Source organism: Bifidobacterium sp. SO4 (genome assembly GCF_018555355.1).
GTDB lineage: Bacteria > Actinomycetota > Actinomycetes > Actinomycetales > Bifidobacteriaceae > Bifidobacterium > Bifidobacterium miconisargentati.
In genome coordinates this window covers 272,719-298,345 of the sequence record NZ_JAFEJP010000002.1, presented here as the reverse complement: position 1 = coordinate 298,345, position 25,627 = coordinate 272,719, and the positions used below count along the sequence as shown (strand labels likewise).

Sequence of the window (25,627 nt, the reverse complement as noted above, 5' to 3'; positions counted from 1 at the left end):
TCTAACAGCTACTAGATAAAGTATAGCGCAATCAAAGCAAGGGAAATATCGGCGTGTCTACATCTTTTCTAGCAATGGGACTATAGCTATCTATATATCAGTAGTTAACGGATAACCATCTGTGTCACATACCTGCATCTATGCAGATGGCCTCCCTAAGAAAAGGGAGGCCATCCATGCTGCTTACTCAGGCAACCGACTGCGGCAATATGTCACGCAAGAGCCACACGCAAGGTATTGACGGATGCAGCAGCCAAGCGAACTGTGATTTCGCCGGTCGAACCAGATGCACCGCCAGCGTGAACCGCAACACGCTCATCGATGTCGACATCATGCGCGCGAATCAGGTCCGGCTGATCAACGGTGTTGCAATCATGCGGGTCGGAGGACGCGAGCTCGCGCATCTGCTCCACGCGCGCACCGGCTGGCAACACCAAGGTGATTGCAGCCGCATCGTTCATATGCGCATTGGTCAGGTTGATCAGCAGTTCGCCACCGTCCGCCGACTTGGATGCGAACACATACACATCCTTATCATCGGCATCAGCTCGCGGCACATCAAGCGCCACCGCGCCACGATGCCGCTGGTACATCATGAACACGTCGTAGTTCGGCGTGAGGATGGTGGCATCACCATCGGTGAGAATCAGCGAATTGAGCACATTAATGGTCTGCGCATTGCAGGCCATGGAGACCTTGTCGCAGTTGCGCTGCAGCAGATCAAGGGTAAGCGCGGTGGTGACGGCATCGCGCATAGTCACCTGCTGCTTCAGCGCCGGACGCGCGTAGAACGCAGTCTTGTGCCAGTTGCCCCATTCGCCGATGATGAGATCCACATGCGTCAGCTTGGTGTCCATCGCTACTTCCGGCTCGTCGATCAGCGCAAGTCCGTCGTTGATGAGACGCCATTGGTCTTGCAGAATATCCTCAAGTTCCAGGCATCCGGCGATCACCTTGTTCCAGCCGGCTTCGTCGAACTCGGTGGGCGTATCCGCGTCGTTCTCCACATTCCAGTTGTAGAAATGCAAATCGTAACCATTGATATGCGGCTGACGATATTCGGCAAGGCCGCGGAAGAAGTCCTGAGTCCATTTGACTCGTTCGCGCGGTTTATTACCGTCGGGCCCGCAGGCGATAGCATACATCGGCGAGGGAGCGAACACGTCCGTGGTGAATGAAGGCATGGCGGAGGCGAAGCGTCGGTATTCATCGAGGTAAGTGGACGGGGTCATCATGCCACCGCCTGCCCAGACTTCGTTGCCGATGCCCCAGTATTTGACGCCATAGGGGGCTTCGTGACCATTAGCGGCGCGTTCACGGGCCAGGTCGGTGGGCTGCTCGCGGTTGCAGTACTCCATCCAATCCTTCATCTCGGCCACGGTGCCGGACAGCATATTGATGTTGATCCACGGTTCGGCACCGATCAGCTCGCACAGGCGCAGGAATTCGTCGGTGCCGAATGCATGGTCGTCCAGCTCGTAGGTGGCGAAGTTCTCGTTGAACGTGGTTGTGCGGTGTTCGCGCGGGCCGATGCCGTCGCGCCAGTGGTAGGTGTCGGCATAGCAACCGCCGGGCCAGCGAATTACCGGCGGCTTCAACGCGCGCAGGGCGTCAAGCGTGGCTTTACGGTAGCCGTGCTCGTTCTCGATGGCGGAGCCCTCCCCCACCCACAGGCCTCCATCGATGCATTCGCCGAGGAATTCAATGAACTGACCGTGCAACTTGGGATCGATGCTACCGATTTCCTGATTCGGATTGATGGTAACGGTCATGAGTATTACTTCACCTTCTTGATCAGCATGATGAACACGCAGCCTACCACCGCGAGCGCGATGGCGGTCGGGAACACCAGCGCATAGGACTTGGTGGCCACCACGATCGAGGAGGTTACAATCGGGCCGACCATCTGCCCCAGGGTGGTGGCGATGTTCAGAATACCCAGATCCTTGCCGGCTTCCTCCTCATTCGGCAGCACGTCCACGTTCAGGGCCTGGTCGACGGAGCCGTACATGCCGTAGCCGAAGCCGCCGATGGCGGAGAAGAGAATCATGCCCATGGCGTTGTGCAGCAACCATGGCATGGCGTAACCCACGGCGAGCAGCAGGCTGGCTGCGACGACCGGAACCTTGCGGCGACCGATCTTATCGGAGATGGGACCCGCGGAAAGGGCGGAGACCAGGGAGACGACCATCAGTACCAGGCTCATGATGGACAAGGTGGAGCCGGCGGACTTGTCATCAAGGCCGATGAAATCCTGCAGAATATAGAGCTGGTAGTTGAGGATCATGTAGTAGCTGAACAGCAGCAGGGAACGGCCCACGAACGCCAGCCAGAAGTCACGGGCACCCTTGACCGGGGGCTTGAAGCTTACGAGGATGCTCTTGAAATCGGCCTTCTGCTTGGGCATATCCTTGCTGGAGGCTTCACGCGGCCAGAAAATGACGGTCAGAATGCCGGACAGTGCCATCACAACGCCGGAGACCACAAAGCCGGGCATCATCATGGTGATGAACTGGGCGCCGACGATCTGGCCCAGGGCGGAGCCGAACAATGTACCGGCGGAGATGAAGGCAGACATGGTGCCGCGCAGGCCTTCCGGCACACGGTCGGACAGTGAGGCGACTACCGGGGCGATCATCATGTTGAGGCCCACCATGGCCAGGCAGTAGCTTACGCCGATGCTCACACCGTCCGGCAGGAAGCCGATGAGGAACAGCGTCACACCGGCAAGAATGCCGCCGGCCGCGATCCACGGGGTACGGCGACCGAAGATGGAGCGGGTGCGGTCGGACATATTGCCAACCACCAGGTTGGAAATCAGGGATGCGAGTGCGGTAGCGGAGTTCAGCACGCCGAAGATCGCGTCCTTGGAGTCCGGAGCGATGATGGACAGGCGCTGCGGCAGCAACACGGCGGCCACAACCTGGAGGGCCAGCATCCAGCAGAATGAGAAGATGAAGAAGGCTATGCAGAAGCGGGTCTTATCCATTTTGGACAGTGAACCGGAGGCCTGAGCGGGCTGAACAGCAGCCACAGTGCTTTCCTGAGACATGGAATCTCCTTGCAATCATTGGTTCTTACCCAATCCCGACCGACCTTCATTGGCGCGGGGCGATTGGTTTATCGGCATGCCGCTTAGGCTTGCCACGCCCACTATCTTATATCTTTAAGATAAGAGATAGTTCCGGCGTGTCGCAAAACATGCGCTTATGTATCGATAGCCGCCGGCAGGCAATCGGCGGTGGTACCCTCAGGAAGGCAACAGAAGGGAATACGTACCACATGGCTTCGAGCACCAATCCTCTTCGCAGACGAATCAGGCTGACTCCACAACAGCGCCGCGAGCAAATCGCCCAAGCGGCGGTCAGACTTATCGTGCAATACGGCTCATACGGGTTCCCCATGCAGCTTTTGGCTGATGCCGTCGGCATGAGTGTACCGGGATTGAACCATTACGTAGCCAGCCGCGAGGAAGTGCTCGCTCTTGTCATCAAAACTTTCTACGATGCGCAAACCGGCTCTTACGCGCCGATACCAAAAGCCGAAGATGCATCCATCACCAATGCCGATGACGGAGCCGACAGTGGTCCCACACACTCCAAATCCATCAGCATGCCGACGTACCTGCGCGAACTGGTGGCCAGCAATGCCGAACGTCCGCAAATGGTGGCGCTGTTCATGCAATTGGCGGTGGAAGCATCCGACCCGCAGCATCCGGCGCACGACTTCTATCGCGACCGTCATGCCACGATTTTGAAGATGATGATGGCGGTCGACTGGAACCTGCCCGAGCAATATCGCACGCCGGAAATGCTGCATGACCTCATCGTCACCGTGTTCTTCGCCATGGATGGCGTGCAGGTGCAGTCCATGACCAACCCGAACGAATCCATGGTCGAACTCTGGGCCCGTGCCGAGCGAATCCTATTCCCCTCCCCTATCTGGGATGGGTACCGCTGAGTCTGACCGATTTCAGCTTCCAGCGCATAATACGACCGGTAACATATCCGCTTCGCCGCATGCAAAAGCCCGTGATGCGATGACAGGGCACTATACTCCCCACCATCGCATCACGGGCTTGCTCAGTTATCGGGTCGCTCAGCCGGCGATGACGGCGAGGTTCCAGCGCGGAATCGTCAGCTCGTCGCCGACAGCGACCGGCATGCCGGGGCGCACGGCGAGCGATGCGGACACGGCCTCGTCGATCAGGCCGTCGGCGCCCACGACCTGCGGGGCCACGACCACGGAACCGGCCACGGGGCTGGCGAACGAGACCGCATCGGCCGAGTAGTTGAGCAGGTAGGTCACGGTTTCGCCGGCCTGGTTCACGCCCTGACGCACCACGATCTTGCCCGCGAGCGCCAATCCAGCCGGTTCGATGCCGGCGTGGGCCACGGCCTCGCGCATCACGGCCTTCATGGTATCGGCGTCGAGCAGGGTGCCGATCCATTCGGCGCTGCCCTTGCCGAATCCATGACGGGTCACGGCCGCGTAGGACTCCCAGGCGTAGTGGCCGTAGCGGGCAAGCACTTCGGTGCCGGCGGCCGTATCCGCCTTGAGCAGCTCGATGAGCGCCTCGGCCGGGGCCTCGGGTGTACCGGCGAGCGCGGCGTCGTCCGCGAAGACCACCGGCACGCGGCCCTTCGGACGGGTGAACTGGTTGTAGGTCAGGCCGAACACGTCCGTGAGTCCGTGCGGCGCACGGTCGTGCCAGACGGTCACCTCGTCGTCCGTGACGAACGAACGCATCGTGGAGACCAGGTGTCCGCCGCCGGCCACGAAGCCGCGCAGGCGTGCGATGGTCTCCTCCGGCGTGCAGTAGAGCGCCGGGGTGACGATCATGGCGTACTGGGCGAGGCGCTCGGTGGGCGCGTCCACGGGCAAGAAGTCGCATTCCACGTTGAGCTGGAAGAGCGCGTCGTACACGCGACGCACGATGTCGTTGTAGTTGACGCCCGTACCGTCCGGGAAGCCGGTCTCCACGCGGAACCATTCGAGCGCGGACAGGGCCTCGTTGGAGACCATGATGGCCACCTTGTTGCTCTTCTTCAGGTGGATCAGGCGCTCGCCCACGGCCGGGTCGGCCACCTCGCGGCCGAACACGCCGGCCTCCTCGTAGGTGGGGTTCGGCTCCATGTCGTGGCTCAGGAGGCCCTTCCAGTAGGTCTCGAAGGAGTTGTGGATGGAGTGCCAGTGCCAGTACTCCACCATGTCCGCGCCGGAGGCCAGGTGCGAGTAGGCCTGCAGGCGCAGCTGGCCGGGGAACGGCACCCAACCGTGCTGGCCCTGCGCCTCGGTTTCGAGCACCAGGTAGTTGGCGCCGTTCTTGGTGGAGCGGGTCATGTCACCGCCGAACGCGATCTCGGTGCCGGTCAGCTCGTCCTCGGTGGGGTGGTAGATGTCCACGCCGGTGATGTCCACGGCGGCCGAGGCCTTGAAGTGGTCGACGGCCGGCTGCACGCCGTAGGAGTAGCCGCGCCATTCGAAGTCGAAGTTCTGGGTGACGAACTGGTCGTCTCGGGCGTACTCACGCACGATGTCCGCCTGCCAGGCGAGGAATTCGGCCACTTGGGCGCGGCGGAAGCGGTCGAATTCGCCGCGCAGCGACTGGTTGATGGTGTTGGTCACGTCCGGGAAGTCCTCCCAGGCGTCCACGCGGTTGGACCAGTAGTCGAGGCCGAAGTGGGCGTTGAGCTGGTCGAGGTCGTCGTTGAACTTGCCGCGCAGGTACTTGACGAACAGCGCCTGCATGTCCGGGCTCACGGAATCGTAGTACTTGGTCTCGTTGTCCACCTGATAGCCGATGACGGCCGGGTGGTTCGCCACGTGCCTGATGAGCTCGCGGATCACGCGCTCACCGTAGTAGCGGTAAGCGGGGTTGACGATGTCCATGATCTGGCGCGGGCCATACTTGCCGGGACCGTTCGGGGTCACGGCGAGCACGTCCGGGTGCATGCGCACGAGCCAGGCGGGCACGGCGTAGGTGGGCGTGCCCACGATGACGCTGATGCCGTGGCGCTGCGCGGCGTCCAGCGCGCGGTCCACGTGGCTGAAGTCGAAGACGCCCGGTTGCGGCTCGCAGGTGCTCCAGGTCGATTCGGCGATGCGGATCACGTTGATGCCGGCCGCGTCCATCATCTTCATGTCGGTTTCGATGCGGTCCTCGCCCGCAGGCATGTATTCGTCGTAGTAGGCTGCACCGAACAGGATGCGGTCCACGCTGTGCTTGCTCATGGTCAGGTCACTCTCCCTGTGTCGTCATGTTTCGTATTGGTTCGATTGGTCGATTGATGAGGCGATTGATTCCGGATACGGCAACGGCCGGTCCACCGGGGTGATTCGAGGGGACCGGCCGCGGCCGTGGGGTTTCGCGATTATCGCGCGGAGGCTTACTTGACGCCCTTGATCATCATGATGAACACGCAGCCGAGCAGCGCGAACACGATGGAGATCGGGAAGGCGGCGGCGTAGCCGAGGGTCATGGTGATCACGGACATGAGCACCGGGCCGAGCATCTGGCCGAGGGTGGTGGCGAGGTTCAGGACGCCGAGGTCCTTGCCGGCCTCCTCCTTGTTGGGCAGCACGTCCACGTTCAGGGCCTGATCCACGGAGGAGTAGACGCCGTAGCCGAGGCCGGCGATGCCGGCGTACAGGAACATGCCCAGGGTGGTCGGCATGATCCACGGCATGGCCATGCCGATGGCGAACAGCACAGAGGCTGCGACGACCGGGATCTTGCGGCGGCCGATGAGGTCGGAGATCGGGCCGGCGACCACGGAGCCGCCGAGGGAGACGACCATGGTAATCACGGACATGGTGGCCATGGCGGCGCCTGCGGCGGTGTCGTCCAGGCCGATGTACTTCTGGAAGATGAGCAGCTGGTAGACGGTGATCATCTGGTAGCTCAGCAGCATGCAGATACGGCCGGCGAACGCCTTGTAGAAGTCATGGGCGGTGGAGAACTTCGGCGGGATGAAGCTGCGCAGCACGTCGGAGGCCTTGCCCTCGTCCTTGGGCAGGAAGTCGGCGGAGGATTCCTTCGGCACGATGATCACGGCCACGATGCCGCCGAGGAACATGAGCACGCCGGCGAGGATGAAGCCCGGGAACGGCTTGAGGATGAAGGCGGAGCCAATGAGGGTGCCGATCGGGGCGCCGCAGGTCTGGCCGGCGCCGAAGAAGGCGGACATGGTGCCGCGCACGTTCATCGGGATACGGTCGGAGATCATGGCCACCAGCGGGGCGATCATGGCGTTCAGGCCGAACATGCACAGGCAGTAGATGATGGTGATGGCCACCGGGTTCGTGACCATGCCGGTCAGGAACAGGGTGACGCCGCCAAGGATGGCGCCGAGCACGATGAACGGGGTGCGGCGGCCCCACTTGGAGCGGGAGCGGTCGGACAGGGTGCCGAACAGCAGGTTGGAGACCAGGGAGGCCACGGCGGTGCAGGCGTTGATCACACCGGTCAGGCCTTCGACGTCCGGGCCGAAGATGGACTGGAGGTGCTTGGTGAGCAGCACGGCGGAGACGATGGCCAGGCCGCTCATCCACAGCAGGCCGAAGACCAGGAAGCCGGCGCCGAAGCGGATCAGCGTGACCTTGTCCATCTGCTTGCCGGTTTCGGGGGACAGCGACGGATCCTTGTCCGCCGCGGCGATGTTCGCATTGAAGGCCGCCAGACGCTCGTCTGCGGGGATTGCGGTTGAAGCACTCATCCTTGACCTCGTGTTTCCTATTCTTCTGTGTCTGCTTTGACAGGTATCTAACACCCGTTAGATACCTAGAAGAATAGCGCCGTCGCCGCAGGTTTGTCAAATCATTACTGAGTGCCTATTAGATAACAGAAAACGTTGATTTTCCAACACTTTTGCTGTCATCGCGACACGCGGGAAGGTTGGTAACTATCAACGATTCTGCAAGTGGTTGTCGAATCGCACCCAATACCGACGCCGCACGCCAGCACCATAGCGCCACCGGCACCCCGCCATCGCACCACCGGCGATCATCGACGGCGTCAGCGGTAGTTGTCCCACAACGGCGAGGGGAAGATGACTCGCTCGAACGCCAGCCATTCGTCGTACAGATCCACCGGGGGCTGGCGCATCCAGCGCAGCTGCGCGCCGTCCATCGCCTCGATGCACATGCGCACCACGAGCCCCATCGAGTTCTCCCACGAGCCCATCTCCGGCGGGATTACCCACGGGTAGCGGCAATAGTGGTCCCATACCGCGGCCGGGCGGTTCTCGAAGTAGTCGTAGAGCGGGTGTTCGGGGCTGAACGCCTCGGCCTCGAGGCTCATGTACAGCCGCACCAGCTCGCGGCGCTGCGCGTTGTAGCGCACCAGATAGCGCAGGTAGGCGGGGAACAGCAGTCGGTCGGGGTCGCTGCCGGGCAGGCCCGAGGCCATGAAATCGTCCGGGGTGCCGTAGACGTCGTAGTTGTCGGTGATGAGCATCGACAACAGGCCTTCCTTGTTGCCGATGTAGTGCAGCAGGCCCGGCTGGCTCATGCCCACCGCGTCCGCCACATCCTTGAGCGACGTACCGTAGTAGCCCTTCTCCCCCACCAGGCGAACCGCCGCCTGCGCGATTTCGGCGCGACGTTCCTCGGGGCTCTTGCGCACGCGCTTGGTCTTTGTCGTCGTTGTCATAAGGACAGTATATCGAATAACCATTCGATATACTGCATCAACGACGATAAACAAGGCCTGCTTCTCCCTGAATATAAGAAGAAGCAGGCCTTATTTAACGCGAACGATCGCGGCGACCGCGGCGTTTACAGCCGCACGAGCTCGCCGCCGTCGGCCGCGCGCTTGACGGCGTTCAGCACCTCCAGCGTCTTGATCGCGTCCTCGGGGGTGACCAGCGGCGCCTCCTCGCCACGGATCACACGCTCGAAGTGCCTGAGCTGCAAGCGATGCGGCAGCCCCTCACGCACGCCCTGCACCTCGCAGGTGAACGGTTTGGTCCAATCGCTCACGCCGCCCACGTGCGAGAACAGGTGCAGTCGCGGCAGCGACAGCGAGGCCTTGGTGCCCATGATGTAGTAGGCGTCCGTGTCGTACGGCGCGAAGAACGGGTTCTCGCGCGCGGTGGACTCCCAGTTCCACGGGCTGGCCGCGGAGTCGGACAGGGTGATGGTGCCGAGCGTGCCGTTCTCGAAGCGCACGGTGGCCACGGCGGAATCCTCCACTTCGAAGCCGCGTGCGGCGTTGGCGCTCATGCCCTGGATCTCCACCGGCTCACCGATGAGGTAGCGCATGAGATCCACGTCATGCACCATGTTCACGAGGATCGGGCCGGCGCCCTTCTGCCTGCGCCACGGGATGTCGTAGTAGGTGTCCGGCTTGTACAGGTTGTACAGCACGGCCACGGTGACGATGCGGCCCAGCGCCCCGGATTCGATGATCTCCTTGGCGCGGCGCACCTTGGGGTTGTGGCGGCGGTGCTGGCCCACGAGCACCGGCACGCCGGAGGCGCGGGCTTCGGCGGCGAAGGCGCGTGCGTCGTCCAGGTCGTCGCTGATGGGCTTCTCCACCAAGGTGGGGATGCCTCGGGCCACGGTTTCGCGGGCCATCGGCACGTGCAGGTGATTCGGCGAGGCGATGACCACGCCGTCGAGCGCGGTGCAGTCCAGCATCTCCTTATAGTCGGCGAACCAGGGCACACCGGCGTTCTTGGCCACCTGTTCGGTGTCGGGCACGGGGTCGGCGATGGCCACGAGCCGGGCGTCCGGATCGTCCTGGATGTAGCGGATGTGGTCGCGGCCCATGGCGCCGGCGCCGATGACGGCCAGTCGAAGTTGTTCGGTCATAATGTGTTCCTTCTTTGCCTGTTTGTATCGATTCGTCTTAATCCGACTCCGCAACTACCCCTCAGTCACCTTCGGCGACAGTTCCTCTGGCAAAGGGAGCCGAAGGTAAAGGTGGTAGGGATTGGTTACTTGCGCGGCGGCATCATCGTTCCGGCCTTCCTGACGCGGGCGGCGAGCAGCAGCACGATCACCAGTCCCAGCAGCGTGATGCCGGCGGCCGCGTAGAAGGCCATGCGATAGCCATAGGTCTCGGAATGCAGGCCGGTGGCGAGCCTCGGGCCGATCCATGCGCCCAGCGCGTAGCCGAGGAACATGATGCCGTAGTTGACGCCGAGGTGCTTGGTGCCGAAGGTCTCGCCGGTCAGCGGCGGGTAGATGACCAGCAGGGCGCCGAACGCGAATCCGAGCACGATCACACACACCACGAAGAACGCCGCGTTGTACGCGAAGGACATGGCCACCATGGCCAGCGCCGTGACCACCAGCATGATGGACAGGCACTTGAACGCGCCGAACTTGTCGTAGAGCGCGCCGAAAGTCAGTCGGCCCAGGAAGTTGGAGATGGTGGAGATGGACACGGCCATCGCACCGAACGCGGCGGCGGTCATGGTGCCCACCGCACCCACGTGCTCCTGGGAGATGGAGGAGACGGCGCCCACGAGCATCGTGCCGGAAGATGCAGCCATCGCATACACGGCAAGCAGCACGTAGAAGCGCGGGGAGGCGAGCATGGCCTTGAAGTCGAAGCTGCCGTCGTCATCGGAGACGGCGGACGCACCGGACGCGCCGGACGCCGTCGCGGCGGCGGGCTTGTCGGCAACGGGCGGGTTCCAGCCCTTCGGACGGTAGTCGGCGGGCGCGGGCTGCACGAATAGCGAGCCCAGCGTGATCGTCACCCAGAAGGTCACGCCGAGGATCCGCAGCGCATTGGACACACCGAATGCGCTGGACAGTGCGTTGGCCACGGGCGCGAGCGTGGCCGGGCCGATCGCGGCGGCGGCCAGCAGGATGCCGCTCGCCTTGCCTCGGATGTCCGGGAACCAGCGTTGCGCGGTGGTGAGGGCCGGGTTGTAGACCAGGCCGTTGCCCACGGCGGCGATGAGGCCGTGGCAGATGTACAGCATGGGCAGGCTGTCCGCCATGCCGGTCAGGAACCAGCCCAAACCGAACACGAAGCCGCCCACGAGCATCACCGTGCGCGGGCCGAACTTGTCGGAGATGCGGCCGGAGAAGATGCCGGTGACGGCCATGACGGTCTGGAAGATGGAGTAGGACAGGCTCACTTCGGCCGGGGTCCAGCCGTGCTGTTCGGACAGCGGGTTGAGGAACACGCTGAACAGGGCGATCGAGGCCACGAAGAACATGACCACGAATGCGGCGGAGAGGACGCCGTAACGGTTCGGTTCGTGCTTGGCGCTCATGCCCGGGCTCCTTCCGCGCTGGTCTCCGGCTCGTCGTCCGGGTTGATTTCCGGTCCACCTTCCGGCAGTAGGCCGCGCTGTTTGAGTGAATTGATAGCAAACTGGCGGCGGCCACCCGGTTTGGGCGTCAGGTCGCCCATCATGAGGTGGAAGCCGCCGTCCACGCTCACCTCGTCGCCGTTGACGAAGTCGGATCGCTTGGAGGCCAGGAAGGCCACGGCGTTGGCGATGTCCTGCACCTCACCAATGCGGCGGGAGGCGATGAGCCGTTCGCGTTCCTCGGTCACCTTCGGATCGGCGTAGAAGGAGGCGCTCATCGGGGTCTTCACGAAGCACGGGCACACGCAGTTGGAGCGGATGCCGAACGGACCCCATTCGGCGGCGATCATCTTGGAGAGCATGCCGAGTCCGGCCTTGGCGCACGAGTAGGCGCCGGAGAAGGTCTCGGGCGAGTGGGAGGCCACGGTGGAGATGTGTACGATGCGACCGGCCCGGTGTTCCAGCATCACCTTGCCGAATGCTTGGGAGAGGATGAACGCGCCGGTCAGGTTCACGTTGATGACGTCCTTCCAGTCGGACAGCGGCAGGTCCTCCAGCGGGGCGAAGCGCAGGATGCCGACCGTGTTGACGAGCACGTCCACCGTGCCGAACTCGGCGACGATCCTGTTCTTGACGATCTCCACGTCGTCCGCATCCGAGACGTCGCAGCCGTAGCCGCGCGCCTCGACGCCGTATTCGGCGGCCAGCTGCGCCGCATATGCCGCGGTGTGTTCCTCGCTGATATCCACCAGTGCGAGCCTGGCTCCGGCGTGGGCCAGTTCCGCGGCGATGGCGGTGCCCATGCCGCCCACCGCGCCGGTGACCACGCATACGTCGCCGGCCAGGCCCAGCCAACCGTTGTCCTTGTGCCCGTCGACCATGACGAACCTCCTGTTTTCTTGGTCCGGCGCGCGCCCATGCGTGCCGTTGTTCACAGCCATGGTCCGCCCGGCTCGACAGCCCACCCACTTGGCTCCCCTTGTCAGGGGAGCTGGCGCCAAAGGCGACTGAGGGGTAGTCAATTCCGGTTTGACCAAGCTTTGTTCATTTGTTCCATCTCGCCCGTCTCGGGCGCGACAGCTGCGATGCTAGACTTTGCCCCGAGGGTAAGGTCAAATCGGCGCAATGGCCCGCCGACCGCCGAAACGATGGACGAAGGAGTGCCGTCAATGAGCGATGACGACGAGTTGCTGACCATCGGAGAAGTGGCCAAACTGGACGGCACGAGCGCCAAGGCGCTGCGTTACTACGATGCGCACGGCATCCTCACGCCGTTCGAAACCGATCCGCGCACCGGATACCGCTACTACTCCCCCGACCAGATGCTGGAGATGGACGTGATTCGTCTGTGTCTGGACGCCGGCGTGCCGTTGCAATCGTTGGAGTCGTTCCGCGGCGAGGATGGTTCGCTTGATTGGCGGGCGTTGATGGAGACCGGCCGCGACCGCGTGGCCCGCGAGGCCGCCCGTCTGCGCACGTTGGAAACGAGCCTCGATGATTATCTGGGTGAGGTGACGCGCAAGGCCCGCACTCCCGAGGATGGCGTGGTGTGTTCCGACCTGCCGCCCACATGGATGGTGGGCAAGCCATGGCCATATTACGGAGGCCCGTTCATGCTGAAGCCGTACCTGCGGGCGATGACCGCGCTGCGCGCCGCCGTGCGCGAGGCCGGTTTGCCACGACTGCTTCGCCGCGGCATCATCGTCGATTGCCGCGAAGGCAAGGCCTATGCCTATCAGCAGTTCGAGGCGAGCGATACCGGACGTTCCGCCGACGGCCGCTCCCCCGACACGCCCGACACGCCCGACACGCCCGATGCACCCGTCACCGGAACCGCCGGCGCCACCGATACCGCGGATTTCGGCTTCGACCCGTCGCTGACCGTATTCCACCCGACCGGCGGCCCCGCGGAAGGCCGGGTTATCGAGCGGGAATCGCTGTCGGCTTGTTTCGACGAGGCGCTGGCGATGGTGGCCCGCAACGATCCGGCCGAATGGCCCCATGCCACGGTCTGCGAGATCTGGGGCAGCCACACCGCCGAAGGTTCGATTCGGGTGCGTTACACCCGCCACCGCTGCGATGCGGGCGTAGTCGGGCGCTAACCATGCGCATTAACCACCGGTTATATCTATCAGCCGTTAGCCAATACAAGCTGATTCAGCCACATCGTCCCGCACGCGCAACGTCTACGGACGCGATTCCCCTAAGACCGCAATTCCGCTGCGCCGAAGTCACCGGCGCGCAGAGGATCAAGCCGTCAAGACTTACTCCTGGAACACGTCCGGGTGGTTCGGGTCGCCGGGGATGTCCGCGAGCAGACCCTCGAGGCCCAGGAACTCCTTCCAGAAGTCGAGCGGCTGGCCGTACGGGGTGGCTTCGCGGCCGTGGGCCTGCAGGTTGGCCTTGGCCTCGTACACCTCGGACTCGGTGATGCCTTCGAAGTAGCTTTCCAGCCGGTCGCGGTTCTCGGGGATGTAGAACAGCGAGGAGACGATCTCCGTCAGTCGTTCCGCACGTTCGATGGGCAGCGAATCCCAGTGGCGCAGCTCGATGAAGTTCTTGAGGCGCACGTCGTTGAAGTGCGTGGAGATGATGTGGTTGATCTCGTACGGGTTAAGCTCGCGGTCCGGGTACACGTCGCCCGCGTTCTCGCGGAAGGCCGGGCGATGCAGTTCCTTCGGCGAGGCGCCGGAAGCCAACGCTTCGGGCGTGTGGGTCAGGTCGGCGAACATGAGCGGCGTGGAGAGCACGTCGATGGCATAGTCCTCCCAGCCGTAGCGCGGGTCGAACAGGCCGGGCAGCACGTTGGTGCGCTGGAAGTCGAGGAAGTCCCACATGCGCTGGCGCAGCAGCGGGTACGGGTTCGGCTGGCCCTCGAAGTACGGGGTGTTACGGAAGTAGTACGCCAGAATCGGGCCGATCACGGTGCCCAGACGCATCTTCTCGATGGCGTCGCGCTCGTCCACGAAGTCGATGCTGACCTGGGTGGACGCGGAGCAGCGCATCATACACGGGCCGAACTGGCCCACGCGACCGAGGTAATCGGTCATCGCATCGTAGCGGTCCTTGGGATTCACCGGCACATCGGCGAAGCTGGACTTGGGCTGATAACCGTAGTTGACGAAACGGAAGCCGAGCTCCTCCAGAATCGGGTCGGCCTCGCGACGGAACTTGGAATACAGCGTGATGAGATCGCTGGGCTTCCTGAGCACGCCGATCGAAGTCTCCACCTGACCGCCCGGCTCCAGCGAGACGGACACGCCAGGGCGCGCGAGACCCACCAGATGGCCGTTCTCCCAGTATTCCTTCTCCGGGTCATAGTAGGGGGCCAGGCGCTTGAGCAGCGTCTCAATGCCGTTGGGCTCGTAGTAGCTGACGGCCGTGTCGCTGCCGTTGTGCACGGGCAGGTGCTCGATCTCCACGCCGAAACCGCCGGTGCCACGCTGCGCGCGACCGTTCTCGAAGAACTTCAGCAGGCTCTCGACATGCTTCGGATTCGGCTTGGCCAGCAAATGGGCATAACTAATTCTCGGAGTAACCATAATCGGTATGGTATGCGAGCTGGGGCATTGCCGCGCCCGAACGCCCGCCAATCGGCTATACGAAAAACCGATAGCGGGCATGCGGTCTCGAGCCATTCCACCATGTGGCGATTCTTCCACCGTGTGGTCAGTCTTCCACCGTGTGGTTTCCCGGAATGGCTTCATTCCGCCAAAACGGCTTTATTCCAAGCATCCTTTACACCACACGGTGCGCAAACAACCACACGGTGCGGGAATGACCACACCGTGTGAATGGCAACGCTATGCCCTAGTCGGCGGAGGTGAAGCCCTGCGGCTCGCCGGCCTCCGCGAACTTGGCGTTGTGCGCCTTCTTCGCCGCCGCAATCATGAGCTTGATGCGGTTGAGCTGGTTGGCTTCAGAGGCACCCGGATCGTAGTCGATGGAGACGATGTTGGCCTCCGGGTGCAGGCGACGGATCTTGCCGAACATGCCGCGGCCGGTCACGTGGTTGGGCAGGCAGGCGAACGGCTGAGCGCAGATCACGTTCGGGCAGCCCTGTTCGATGAGCTCCAGAATCTCGGCCGTCAACAGCCAGCCCTCGCCGGCCTGCACGCCGATGGACGTGACTTCAGCGGCCTTCTTGACCAGTTCCGGCATCGGATCGTCCTGCTTGAACTTTCCGTGGGCGGTGGCGATGGCAGCCTTGATGGGCGCGTTGTACCGGTCGAGACCCCAGCGCATGAGCGCGTAGAGCGTCTGGTTGCCGCCCATGCCGAGGTTATGCTCGTTCCAATCCGTGATGTACGGACGGGTGGTCATGAACTCCATGATGCCGGGCACCACGGCCTCGCAATCCTGCGATTCGATGACGTCGACCACATGGTTGTTCGCGTCCGGCTGGTACTTGACGAGGATCTCGCCCACCACGCCGACACGCACCTTGCGCGGGGTGTCTTTCAGAGGCAGCGCGTCGAAGGACTTCACGATCTCCTTGGCGAGCGTGGCGTACGGCAGCCAGCCCTTCCTGAGCCATGGGGTCTTGGCCGCGGTCTTGGAGTAGCCGTGGTGCTCGATGGTCTCGCGCACGATGGTGTCCCACTGCTCGTACAGGTGGTTGGCCGAGCCCTTCTCCACTTCGTAGGGGCGCACGCGGTAGAGGCACTTCATGAGCAAGTCGCCCAGGATCAGCGCCTTGACGGCACGGTGCAGCATGGGCACGGTGGCCTTGAAGCCCGGATTGTCCTCCAGGCCCTGCGTGGAGATGGCGATGACCGGGATCTGCGGGTAGCCGGCGTCGATCAGGGCCTTGCGGATGAGACCGAAGTAGTTGGTCGCACGGCACATGCCGCCGGTCTGGGTGATGGCCAGGGCCACGTGATCCGGATCGTACTTGCCTTCCAGGATTGCGTCGATGAGCTGTCCAATGACCATGATGGCCGGGTAGCAGGCGTCGTTGTTCACGTACTTGAGTCCGGTCTCCACGTCGCCGCGGCTGGCGTGCTTGAGCACGTCGAACTTGTAGCCACCGGAACGAATCACCGCCTCCACGAGGGACAGGTGGATCGGGCTCATCTGCGGGGCCACGATCGTGTAGTCCTTCTTCATGTTCTTGACGAACTTCTCTCGGTGGGCATAGCGGCTCATCGTGGCGTTGTTGTGCGCGGACTGCTTCTTGCCGGAGGCCTTGGCGGACGGCTGGTCGACGGTGCCGTTCGAGCTGGCGAGCACGTTCCCGGTGTTCCGGGTGTTCGCGGCGGCCTGGATGTCACGCTGGGCGGCCTTCTTGGAGGCTTCGCGCATGGCCTTGGTGAGCTTCGGGTTGGCGGCCATCGTGGTATCGAGCAGCACCTGGCGGCCAGGGGTCGGCGCCTTGGTGCCGGTCTTGCGGAAGCCCATCGGCTTGGGGCCTGCGGGCTGTTCATCGGCCGACTGTTCGGCCTTGACCTTGGCTTCGGCGGCCTCCACGGCGGCCTGCGCCTCGGCGAGTGCGGCCTTGGCGGCGGCCAGATCGGCTTCGGCCTTGGCCTGCGCGGCTTCACGGGCCTTACGAGCCTCGGCGGTAGCCTCGTCATCGGCTGCAGCAGTATCCCCGGCCGCAACCACCTGACCGGCAGCTGCGGCCTCACGGGCCTTGTTGGCTTCGCGCTCCTCGACTGCGGCCTTGAGCGAGCGCAGACGGATCTTGGCGGCGCCGAGGTTCGAGACCTCGTCGATCTTGAGCAGCGTGTACACGTCCGCCTTGTCCGCGAGGATCTCGGCCACCTGGTCGGTGGTGATGGCATCGAGGCCGCAGCCGAACGAGTTGAGCTGCACGAGTTCGAGGCCGGGATAGGAGGCCACGAAGTGCGCGGCGGCGTACAGGCGGGAGTGGTAGGCCCACTGGTTGGTCACGCGCAGCGGCATCCTGGTCACGGTACGGTCGCCCACGTGGCGGAATCCTGCGGCGTTCTTGGCGCGCGGGCTCTGCTCGCCTTCGGCGAGGAATTCGGTGAGATTGAGCTTCTCACCCGGCTGCAGTTCGCAGATGGAGTCCTCGGAAAGCACCACCATGCCGAGCGAGCAGATGGTCTCGGGGATGCCGTGGTTGATTTCGGGGTCGATGTGGTAGGGGCGGCCGGCGAGCACGATGCCGCGGCAACCGTGTTCCTTCATGTAGGCGAGCGCGGCCAGGCCCTCCTGCTGTACGTCGTGCTTGAAGACCTTGTCCTCGGCGTAGGCGGCCTTGACGGCGGTCTCGGCCTCCTCGCGGGTCACGTTGGCCCAGGCGAACTCCTCGACGATGCGGTCCACCATGAGCTCGTGGTTGGCGAGGTTGAAGTAGGGGTGCATGTAGCGCACGCCGTCCTCGCGCAGTTCGGGCATGTTTGCGCCGACCACGAGCGGGTAGTTGGCCACCACCGGGCAATTGTAGTGGTTGTCGGTGTTGGGCACCAGGTTGTCCTCGTACGAGACGCACGGGTAGAAGATGGTCTTGATGCCCTTGTTGAGCAGCCATTTGATATGGCCGTGCACGAGCTTGGCCGGGTAGCAGATGTTCTCGGATGCGATGGATTCGATGCCGGTCTCGAACAGTTCGTGGGAGCTGCGGCCGGAGATCATCACCTTGAAGCCGAGCGAGGTCAGCAGCGTGAACCAGAACGGGTAGTTCTCGTACATGTTGAGCGCGCGCGGGATGCCGATCTCGCCGCGGGTGGCCTTCTTGTCCGTCAGGCGACGGTAGGCGAAGCAGCGCTTGTACTTGTAGTCGTACAGGTTCGGACGGTCGGAGCGCTTCTTCTTGGCGTCGCCGCCGCGCTCGCAGCGGTTGCCGGTCACGAAGCGGGAGCCGTCGGAGAACGTGGTGATGGTGAGCTTGCAGTGGTTCTGGCACAGCTTGCACACGTCGCGCTCGGTGGTCATGGACATGTTGTCGAGCGCTTCGCCGGTCAGGATGGAGCTGGCGGTGTGGGTCACGCCGTCGATGACGACGGTGTGCGTTTCGGGCTCGGCGGCGGTCTTCTTGAAGCCGTCGGCCGGGGCCTTGGCAGCGTCGCCGGACGCGGCGGCATCGGCAGGAGCGGCGGCATCGGACTGCGCCGATTCGCCCACAGCCGGGGCCGCAGCCAGAGCGGCCGGCTCCTCGGACCCGTCGGCCTTGACGGCCACGTCCAGATGATCAGCCTCGTCCTGGTAGTGCATGCGTGCGGTCAGGGCCGCGCCGAACGCGCCCATGAGGCCGGCGATGTTCGGACGGGTCACCTTGCGATCGGTGAGCAGCTCGAAGGCGCGTAGCACGGCGTCGTTGAGGAACGTGCCGCCCTGGACCACCACGGTGTCGCCGAGTTCGCCGGAATCGCGCAGCTTGATGACCTTGTACAGGGCGTTGCGCACCACGGAATAGCACAGGCCGGCGGCGATGTCCTCGATGGAGGCGCCTTCCTTCTGGGCCTGCTTGACGGACGAGTTCATGAACACGGTGCAACGCGAGCCCAGGTCCACCGGATGCGTGGAGGCGAGCGCCTTCTGTGTGAATTCCTGGATCGTCAGGCCCATGGACATGGCGAAGGTCTGCAGGAACGAGCCGCAGCCCGAGGAGCAGGCCTCGTTGACGGCGATGGAGTCGATGACGCCGTCCGTGATGGCCAGGTACTTCATGTCCTGGCCGCCGATGTCGATGACGGCGGTGACGCCGGGGCTGACCATTTCGGCGCCGCGGTAGTGGGCCATGGTCTCGACCACGCCCTCGTCCAGGTGCAGGCCGGTGGTGATGAGACCCTCGCCGTAGCCGGTGGCGCAAGAGCGCGCGATCCACGCACCCGACGGCAGTTCGGCCTGGATCTTCTTGACGATGTTGATGGCCGCGGTCAGCGGGCTGCCTTCGTTGTTGGCATAGGAGGACCAGACGATCTCGCGGTCGTCGTTGACGAGCGTGGCCTTGATGGTGGTCGAGCCGGCGTCGATGCCCAGGAAGTGGGGGCCATGCGCGCCTTCGAGCGTGCCGATGTGGATGTGTTCGCGGTGGTGGCGCTTGTTGAACGCCTCGCGGTCCGCCTCGGTGGGGAACAGCGGGGGCATGGTGGGCGTGTTGGAGGGCAGGTTCTTCAGCTCCTCCAGCGTGTGCAGGATGTCGGCGCAGGTGCGGGCCTCGAAGTGATGGCCTTCGTCGTCCGAATCGATGTCCGCCTGGAGCGCGGCGCCGTACGCCACATACAGGTGGGCGTTGGTGGGCACGATGAACTCGTCCACCTTGCCTTCGAGCGCGCGCTGGAAGGCGGCACGCAGTTCGGACATGAAGAACAGCGGGCCGCCGAGGAAGATCACGGTGCCGTGGATCGGACGGCCGGAGGCCAGGCCGGCGATGGTCTGCGTGGCCACTGCGGTGAAGATGGATGCGGCGAGATCCGGTTTGGCGGCGCCGTCGTTGATGAGCGGCTGCAGATCGGTCTTGGCGAACACGCCGCAGCGGGAGGCGATCGGGTACAGGTTCTCGTAGCTCTTGGCCATCTCGTTGAGGCCGGCCGCGTCCGTGTCCAGCAGCGTGGCCATCTGGTCGATGAACGCGCCGGTGCCACCCGCGCACGAACCGTTCATGCGCTGTTCGGGGGTGGGCTTCAGATACGTGATCTTGGCGTCCTCGCCGCCAAGCTCGATGATGACGTCCGCGGCCGGGTATTCCTTGTCGATGGCCTCGGTTTCGGCGATGACCTCCTGGATGAACGGCACATACATGTTGTCCGCGAGGGCCAGGCCGCCGGAGCCGGTAATGGCGAGACGGATCGGTTCGTCGCCGCGACCGAGTTCATCGAGCTGCTTGTGGATGTCCACGAGCAGGCCTGCCACGGTGGCGCGAACGTTGGCATGATGACGGCGGTAATCGGAGAAGAGGGTGCTGCTCAGGGAGTCGGACTGGTCCAGCACCACGGCCTTGACGGTGGTGGAGCCGATGTCGAGTCCCACGCGCAGGGGCTTGGCGTTGCCCGATACGGCCGCCGTGGTCGCGCTCGTGCTCGTGTTCGGCGCGGCGTTCACGCGCGCGTTCGCGGTGCTGGCGGCGTCCGTGGTCACGTTCGATGCGGTGTCAACCATGTATTCCTCGTTAGCTTCGGCCTCCGGGATAATCGCCTTTCTCACGGCACCGCAAGGCATCCCAAACCGTTTCGGACGGCTGGCAGGCACCCTGCGGACGGCTTCGCCCGGCTACTTCTCGCCCTAAGAATAGTCCGACCACCTGCCCAACATGACGCCCCGCAGGGTGATTTCGCTCACGGGAAGCATGTTTCCCGACACTTTTCAAGACTTTGACGGGCCTCTGCGCAGAATGTCCATAACCCCGCCGTGATGCCGTTCGCCGTCAAACCATGCGGCATCACTCCCTTACGCGACGATGGCTTCGTCCACATCCACCACGGAACCCACCGAACCGAATCTCTGCCCCGACTTGTCGGTCCATTGCGGTACTTCGCCGGTGACTGTGACGGTAAGCACGTAATCATCCTCGGGCAGTTCCGGCGAGACGTACCGGTAGCCGCAATCCGGCGATTTGGCGTACCAGCTCACGAAAATGGGGTCCGCCGCCATCACGGATTCCCCGTCCGCCCCGGCTCTGCGAATACCGACCCTCGCGTACGACCCCCACGGGTCAGCCCGTCCGGTCAACGCCACCCGCGAGCCATGGAATGGAACGGAGACCGATTCGCCGGCCTTGTCCGAGCGGAAACCGACTTTGATGCGCCGCCCTTCGAACGGCTCCGCCTCGCCCGAGGCCGGCGACCATGCCGGCCGGTAGTCCGCCAACCGCAGCCGCCCATGGTTCACGGACAACCGCTGCCAGACATAGGTGGCGGCGGAGGCCTGATGCGGGAACGACCAGCGGTCGCCCATGTACATCGCGATCTCGCCATGCTCGGTGTGCACCGGCAGCACGTACAGCGTCTGCGAATTGCAGGTCATCGTGCCTTCCGGCGCGAACAGGCCCTGATAGGTCCACGGGCCGCGCATCGAGGGCGCGGACAGGCAGTAGTTGTCGTTGCAGTCCCACGAGGTCTTGCCGGAGAACAGCATCCAGTACCGTCCGCCGAGTTTGGCGACGGCCGGCGCCTCGCCACCCAGCGCGACGCCCTCGCACACCAGCTCTTCAGCACTTTGGTAATCGGCCGCCAATCGGTAGACATCGCCTTCATGAACCAGCAGATAGCCGGTGCCGTCGTCATCCTGGAAGACGCCCAGATCCCAGCGACGAATCGGCTCGCCGTGGAAGGTCAGCGGACCGCGGAATTCGTAGTCGCCATCAATCGTGTCGCAAACCGCGTAGCAGATGTACGGATCGCGGTATTCCAGATCGTCGGCGTGCATATACATCACGTACCGGCCGGTCGCGAGGCAGCGCATGACTTTGACTCGCTCGCCGATGCGTCCGGGACCCATCGGACCGTTCTTCTGCTGCGGCAGCACGATTCGCCGGAACGTCCAGTGCACCAAGTCCGGCGAGGAGTAGCAGGAGAAGCCGGCGAACCGGTTCTCCTCGTCGGTCTTGTACTCACCGAACAGGTAGTACAAACCGTTCTCCCCGACGATACAGCCGCCGTGCGCGTTGACCGTCCGGCCATGGTCATCGAACCACGGGACACCGCTGATGATGAGTAACTGTTGCGACATGGCTTCATCTCCTTGAATGCAAAGCCGCCTTTCCGGTAGCACCGTCGACACTGCCGGACGGCACGCACCGGAAAGGCACTGCTCAGAAATGGAATCGATCATGCGCAGGATGGTTTCGGAAAACCGCAAGGACCAATCCCGCCTCCCGAATCACCCCTTCACCGATCCAGCTACCAGACCGGAGACAATCCAGCGTTGGCAGAAGATGAAGAAAATCACCACAGGCACGAGGGCGATGACCGTGATGGTCATGAACGCCGGCCAATCGGTGGTGAACTGGCCCATCGCGTTGTAGACCTGCAGAATCACCGTACGCAGATCGGTGGAGGTCAGGAAGATGTTGGGCAGCATGAAGTCATTCCATGTGGACAGGGTCTGGAAGACCACCACGGTGGCCAGAATCGGGGTGATCATCGGCAGCACGATCACTCGGAAGATCCTGAACGGGCCGGCACCGTCGATACGGGCCGCCTCCAGCACTTCCATCGGCAGCTTGCGCATGTAGCCGACCGTCAGCATGTAGCAGAAAATCGAATTGGCCATATACAGAATGATCAGACCGAGCAGCGAGTCGACGAGGCCGATGCTCGCCTCCATCTTGTACAGCGGGATGAGCGTGGCCTGCACGGGAATGCAGAACGCGATCATGAGCACGGCACCGACGGCCGCGGTGAACCTGCTGTTCCGCAGAATCATGCCATATGCGGCAAGCGCTCCGATCATGACCTCGAAGAACACGGCGAAGACCGTCACGATGATCGAATTAACGAAGCTCTGCGCGATAGGCAGCGTGCCGAACACGTCGATGTAATGCTGCAGCGTCCAGTGTTCCGGCAGCCCGAATGGCGATTTGGCCATGTCGAGCGTGGTCTTGAACGTGTTGATGACGATGTAGTACAGCGGGATGGCCATGATGATGGCCAAGCCGTTGATGACGATGGTGCGGACGATCTTGCCGACCTGTGCACGCTGTGACGGTGTCATGCGAACCTCCTGGTAATAGCGTTGCTGATGAGCTGCTGGCCAAGCACGACGACCATGCAGGCGACCGTGAACAGCACGGCGAGCGCCGAACCGAGACCGTACTGGGACTGCGAGATGCCATTGACGATGATGGCTTGCGTGATGGTGTTGGTGGCATAGCCTGGACCACCCTTGGTCATGCCAAACGGCAGGTCATAGACCTTCAACCCGTTGGTGATGAGCAGGAATGTGGAGACCACGATGCCTGGCACCAGCTGCGGCAGTGTGATGTGGACGAACTGCTGGAATCCGTTTGCGCCATCGACGGCGGCCTGCTCGTAGAGGTCCTTGGGAACGGCCTGCAGGCAGGCCAGATACAGGGTGGCGTGCCAACCGACGGCGGCCCATATGGCCACGAAGATCACCGCGCCGCGCGCGAGGTTGCTATCGGCGAGCCACGGCACCGAGTCGAGTCCCATCGAGATAAGCACAGAATTGAGCGCACCGGTCTTGAGCGGCGAAAGGATATACTGCCAGACCAGGCCGAGCACGATCAACGAGGGCACGCCAAGGAAGAAGAACAGGGAGCGGGCGAATGAGCGGCCGTAGAACTTGGAGTTGAGGGCGACGGCCAGCGGGATGGCGATTGCGGTGGTGATCAGCGTGGTGGTTACGGCGAACAGCACGGTGAAACCCAACCCGACCAGCAACGACGGGTCGGTGAACACCTTGCGGTAGTTGTCGAGCCCCACGAAATTCGGATGCTGTTGCAGTCCGTTGAAATCGGTGAAGGAGTAGTAGATGGTCTGCACCAATGGCACGGCGGTGAGTACGAGAAACACCACGATGATGGGGAACAGAAAGCCGGTTGATGATGCGGATTCGGCGAACTGCCGGGTTTTGTACCACGGTGTTGCGGCATTGCCCGTACCAGCCGATGATGCACCGGCGGGCATGTTCCGCGACTGGTCATGAGTGGTCATGTCAGCATTGCCTTTCGTATTGCATGTGAGAAGGAAACCGAAATGAAGAAGAGGAAGGGCGGCCGGATCCGGTTGGAGGAACCGACCGCCCGGGATGAGGAGGAGAGGGAAGGTACGTCCGCCGCTCGCCGGCGCCTATGCGGAAGCTACATGGGCATGGGTTTCAGGCGCCGGCTTCATACGGATACGCGAATGCGAGGATGCGCTCGGATGACAGCTATGACTTCGATGGGTCCTACTTCGCGTTGTCCGCCCACTTGGCGTCGAGGTCCTTGGTCACGTCGGCCACGCTCGCCTGTCCTTGAACGAGCAGTTGGAACTGCGAAGCCATCTCCTGGCCCATGATCGTGCCGCTGCGCGTCCAGTTGACCCAGTAGAAGTCACCGTTGGTGATGTACTGGTCGTACAGGTCCTTAAGCTGCGGGGCCACATTGGCCTTGTAGGCAGGGGAAACGGAAATCTGGTTGATGTACTTCTCCTCAAGCTTGAGCCCGTCCGCGCTGTTCATGAAGGCGAGGAACTTTTTGGCTGCCTCGAGCTTGGCGCCATCGATCTTGGAACTGATCACGAACGGGGAATCGGGGCCACCGCCGACATACGGCTTGCCACCATCGACCGCGGGGAATGCCGCGACGCCGTAATTCACGCCGGAGGAGTCAAGGTCGGCGAAATCCCACGGACCGGAGCGGAACATGGCAAGCTGGCCGGTCATGAAGTTCTGCTTGATGTTGTCGGCGCTCACGCCTACGGACTCCTTGGGTAGGGTACCGGAATCGACCAGTTTCATCCATTGCTCGAGCACCGGGGTCCACTGCTCGGAGAAGGTGCCGCCCTGGTCCTGCTCGGGCCACTTCGAGGTGTCGATGCCCTGCTTGGAGTAGTAGCCGCCGAGCATAGGCTGGAAGGAACCGGAGACCACGCTCATGTCCTCCATGTACGGGGTGATGTTCGCCGCCTGGAGTTTCTTGCCAAGCTTGATGAATTCATCGAGCGTGTCCGGCACCGTGTCGTAGCCGACCTGCTTGAGTAGATCCTTGTTGTAGACGATGCCGCCCACCCATGCGGTCGGACTCATGCCGTATACCTTGCCGTCGCGCGTATAGAGGTCGGTCTGGGATGCAGGCAGGTTCTTGACGAAGTCCTCGTCGGTGATATCGCGGGCAAGGCCTGCGTCGAGCACTTCATTGCGCGTTTCGATGGACATATGGAACACATCGGGCAGCTGGTTGCCGGCGGCGCGTGTGGTGAGCGTCTGCGCGTAATCGTTGGCCTGACCTTGAGCAGCGCTCAATTCGACCTTGATATCCGGATTGGCTTTTTCAAAGGCCTGCACAATCGGGGTCATCATCTTCTCGTTGTTCCACGAGAAATACGTGATGGTGGTCTTGCCGGAGCCAGCCGATCCGCTGCCACACGCGGCCAGGGGAATGATCATCGTCGCCGCGGCTACGGCCGCGATGACGGTCTTTGAGAACTTCATGGTTCTTCTTTCCTTCCTGCGGCACCCGCTTCGGCGTCGCGAAGAACACGGCCAAGCCCGGTTCGAACCTCGGGGCCACCATGCCCCTCCATTGTGCACCGTCTTGATTTGTTAATACGTATTAGCAAATACGTGACTTCAGTATGCCACCAAGGAGCCATGGCGGCAAAGCGGCGTGTCGCAATGATATCAATTCCCCAAAAGGCCGAAATAACGCTATTTAGAGCAGTGCACACCTCGGCAATCACCCTCCGGTTCATCTGAAGAGAAACACGCCACGCCGGGAT

Annotated in this window: 16 protein-coding genes; 2 read left to right on the top strand and 14 right to left on the bottom strand. The window is 62.9% G+C overall.

Annotated features, from left to right (window positions below):
• Nucleotides 1-212: 212 nt before the first annotated feature.
• A complete protein-coding gene (locus tag JS536_RS02715) occupies nt 213-1,772 on the bottom strand; it encodes an alpha-L-arabinofuranosidase C-terminal domain-containing protein (RefSeq protein ID WP_214355655.1) in 1,560 nt (519 codons plus the stop codon).
• A 5-nt stretch (nt 1,773-1,777) separates the two neighbouring features.
• The gene (locus tag JS536_RS02710) at nt 1,778-3,052 is read right to left on the bottom strand and encodes an MFS transporter (RefSeq protein ID WP_214355654.1); all 1,275 of its coding nucleotides are present in this window, start codon (nt 3,050-3,052) and stop codon (nt 1,778-1,780) included.
• 230 nt (nt 3,053-3,282) lie between these two features.
• Between JS536_RS02710 and JS536_RS02705 the strand changes: the two genes are divergently transcribed.
• Nucleotides 3,283-3,960, top strand: coding sequence for a helix-turn-helix domain-containing protein (locus JS536_RS02705; RefSeq protein WP_214355653.1), 678 nt, complete (start codon nt 3,283-3,285; stop codon nt 3,958-3,960).
• Nucleotides 3,961-4,098: 138 nt separating this feature from the next.
• Here JS536_RS02705 and JS536_RS02700 read toward each other — a convergent pair whose 3' ends face one another.
• The 6 genes from JS536_RS02700 to JS536_RS02675 form a co-directional block, all read right to left on the bottom strand.
• A complete protein-coding gene (locus tag JS536_RS02700; RefSeq protein WP_214355652.1) occupies nt 4,099-6,234 on the bottom strand; it encodes a beta-galactosidase in 2,136 nt (711 codons plus the stop codon).
• Between the two features lie 155 nt (nt 6,235-6,389).
• Nucleotides 6,390-7,718, bottom strand: coding sequence for an MFS transporter (locus tag JS536_RS02695; protein WP_214355651.1), 1,329 nt, complete (start codon nt 7,716-7,718; stop codon nt 6,390-6,392).
• Between the two features lie 299 nt (nt 7,719-8,017).
• Nucleotides 8,018-8,653: a TetR/AcrR family transcriptional regulator gene (locus JS536_RS02690; protein WP_240544211.1), complete on the bottom strand. Its 636-nt coding sequence runs from the start codon at nt 8,651-8,653 to the stop codon at nt 8,018-8,020.
• Nucleotides 8,654-8,778: 125 nt separating this feature from the next.
• Complete coding sequence (locus JS536_RS02685) at nt 8,779-9,816, bottom strand: Gfo/Idh/MocA family oxidoreductase (RefSeq protein WP_214355649.1); 1,038 nt, start codon at nt 9,814-9,816, stop codon at nt 8,779-8,781.
• 125 nt (nt 9,817-9,941) lie between these two features.
• Nucleotides 9,942-11,237, bottom strand: a complete 1,296-nt coding sequence (locus tag JS536_RS02680) for an OFA family MFS transporter (protein WP_214355648.1) — start codon at nt 11,235-11,237, stop codon at nt 9,942-9,944.
• Nucleotides 11,234-12,157: an SDR family NAD(P)-dependent oxidoreductase gene (locus tag JS536_RS02675; protein ID WP_214355647.1), complete on the bottom strand. Its 924-nt coding sequence runs from the start codon at nt 12,155-12,157 to the stop codon at nt 11,234-11,236. The genes JS536_RS02680 and JS536_RS02675 overlap by 4 nt, the downstream gene beginning before the upstream one ends.
• Nucleotides 12,158-12,445: 288 nt before the next feature.
• Here JS536_RS02675 and JS536_RS02670 point away from each other — a divergent pair, with 288 nt between their 5' ends.
• On the top strand, nt 12,446-13,378 hold the full coding sequence (locus JS536_RS02670) for a MerR family transcriptional regulator (RefSeq protein ID WP_214355646.1): 933 nt from the start codon (nt 12,446-12,448) through the stop codon (nt 13,376-13,378).
• A 162-nt stretch (nt 13,379-13,540) separates the two neighbouring features.
• Here JS536_RS02670 and JS536_RS02665 read toward each other — a convergent pair whose 3' ends face one another.
• The 6 genes from JS536_RS02665 to JS536_RS02640 all read right to left on the bottom strand — a co-directional run bounded on the left by JS536_RS02665 (nt 13,541) and on the right by JS536_RS02640 (nt 25,340).
• Nucleotides 13,541-14,818, bottom strand: coding sequence for a glutamate-cysteine ligase family protein (locus JS536_RS02665; protein WP_214355645.1), 1,278 nt, complete (start codon nt 14,816-14,818; stop codon nt 13,541-13,543).
• 268 nt (nt 14,819-15,086) lie between these two features.
• Entirely contained in the window at nt 15,087-20,345 is a 5,259-nt protein-coding gene (locus tag JS536_RS02660; protein WP_240544210.1) for an acyl-CoA dehydratase activase-related protein, read from the bottom strand.
• A 288-nt stretch (nt 20,346-20,633) separates the two neighbouring features.
• On the bottom strand, nt 20,634-21,914 hold the full coding sequence (locus tag JS536_RS02655) for a family 43 glycosylhydrolase (protein ID WP_214355644.1): 1,281 nt from the start codon (nt 21,912-21,914) through the stop codon (nt 20,634-20,636).
• A gap of 150 nt (nt 21,915-22,064) precedes the next feature.
• Nucleotides 22,065-22,898: a carbohydrate ABC transporter permease gene (locus tag JS536_RS02650; protein ID WP_214355643.1), complete on the bottom strand. Its 834-nt coding sequence runs from the start codon at nt 22,896-22,898 to the stop codon at nt 22,065-22,067.
• Nucleotides 22,895-23,860, bottom strand: coding sequence for a sugar ABC transporter permease (locus tag JS536_RS02645; RefSeq protein ID WP_240544209.1), 966 nt, complete (start codon nt 23,858-23,860; stop codon nt 22,895-22,897). The genes JS536_RS02650 and JS536_RS02645 overlap by 4 nt, the downstream gene beginning before the upstream one ends.
• 235 nt (nt 23,861-24,095) lie before the next feature.
• The gene (locus tag JS536_RS02640) at nt 24,096-25,340 is read right to left on the bottom strand and encodes an extracellular solute-binding protein (RefSeq protein ID WP_214355642.1); all 1,245 of its coding nucleotides are present in this window, start codon (nt 25,338-25,340) and stop codon (nt 24,096-24,098) included.
• Between the last annotated feature and the right edge of the window lie 287 nt (nt 25,341-25,627).

What these genes read in the sequence shown, in the direction of transcription:
- JS536_RS02695 (WP_214355651.1), bottom strand. Translation starts at nt 7,718, where the DNA reads ATGAGTGCTTCAACCGCAATCCCCGCAGACGAGCGTCTGGCGGCCTTC.
- JS536_RS02675 (WP_214355647.1), bottom strand. Translation starts at nt 12,157, where the DNA reads ATGGTCGACGGGCACAAGGACAACGGTTGGCTGGGCCTGGCCGGCGAC.
- JS536_RS02660 (WP_240544210.1), bottom strand. Translation starts at nt 20,345, where the DNA reads ATGGTTGACACCGCATCGAACGTGACCACGGACGCCGCCAGCACCGCG.
- JS536_RS02705 (WP_214355653.1), top strand. Translation starts at nt 3,283, where the DNA reads ATGGCTTCGAGCACCAATCCTCTTCGCAGACGAATCAGGCTGACTCCA.
- JS536_RS02665 (WP_214355645.1), bottom strand. Translation starts at nt 14,818, where the DNA reads ATGGTTACTCCGAGAATTAGTTATGCCCATTTGCTGGCCAAGCCGAAT.
- JS536_RS02640 (WP_214355642.1), bottom strand. Translation starts at nt 25,340, where the DNA reads ATGAAGTTCTCAAAGACCGTCATCGCGGCCGTAGCCGCGGCGACGATG.
- JS536_RS02670 (WP_214355646.1), top strand. Translation starts at nt 12,446, where the DNA reads ATGAGCGATGACGACGAGTTGCTGACCATCGGAGAAGTGGCCAAACTG.
- JS536_RS02700 (WP_214355652.1), bottom strand. Translation starts at nt 6,234, where the DNA reads ATGAGCAAGCACAGCGTGGACCGCATCCTGTTCGGTGCAGCCTACTAC.
- JS536_RS02690 (WP_240544211.1), bottom strand. Translation starts at nt 8,653, where the DNA reads ATGACAACGACGACAAAGACCAAGCGCGTGCGCAAGAGCCCCGAGGAA.
- JS536_RS02645 (WP_240544209.1), bottom strand. Translation starts at nt 23,860, where the DNA reads ATGACCACTCATGACCAGTCGCGGAACATGCCCGCCGGTGCATCATCG.
- JS536_RS02680 (WP_214355648.1), bottom strand. Translation starts at nt 11,237, where the DNA reads ATGAGCGCCAAGCACGAACCGAACCGTTACGGCGTCCTCTCCGCCGCA.
- JS536_RS02715 (WP_214355655.1), bottom strand. Translation starts at nt 1,772, where the DNA reads ATGACCGTTACCATCAATCCGAATCAGGAAATCGGTAGCATCGATCCC.
- JS536_RS02650 (WP_214355643.1), bottom strand. Translation starts at nt 22,898, where the DNA reads ATGACACCGTCACAGCGTGCACAGGTCGGCAAGATCGTCCGCACCATC.
- JS536_RS02710 (WP_214355654.1), bottom strand. Translation starts at nt 3,052, where the DNA reads ATGTCTCAGGAAAGCACTGTGGCTGCTGTTCAGCCCGCTCAGGCCTCC.
- JS536_RS02685 (WP_214355649.1), bottom strand. Translation starts at nt 9,816, where the DNA reads ATGACCGAACAACTTCGACTGGCCGTCATCGGCGCCGGCGCCATGGGC.
- JS536_RS02655 (WP_214355644.1), bottom strand. Translation starts at nt 21,914, where the DNA reads ATGTCGCAACAGTTACTCATCATCAGCGGTGTCCCGTGGTTCGATGAC.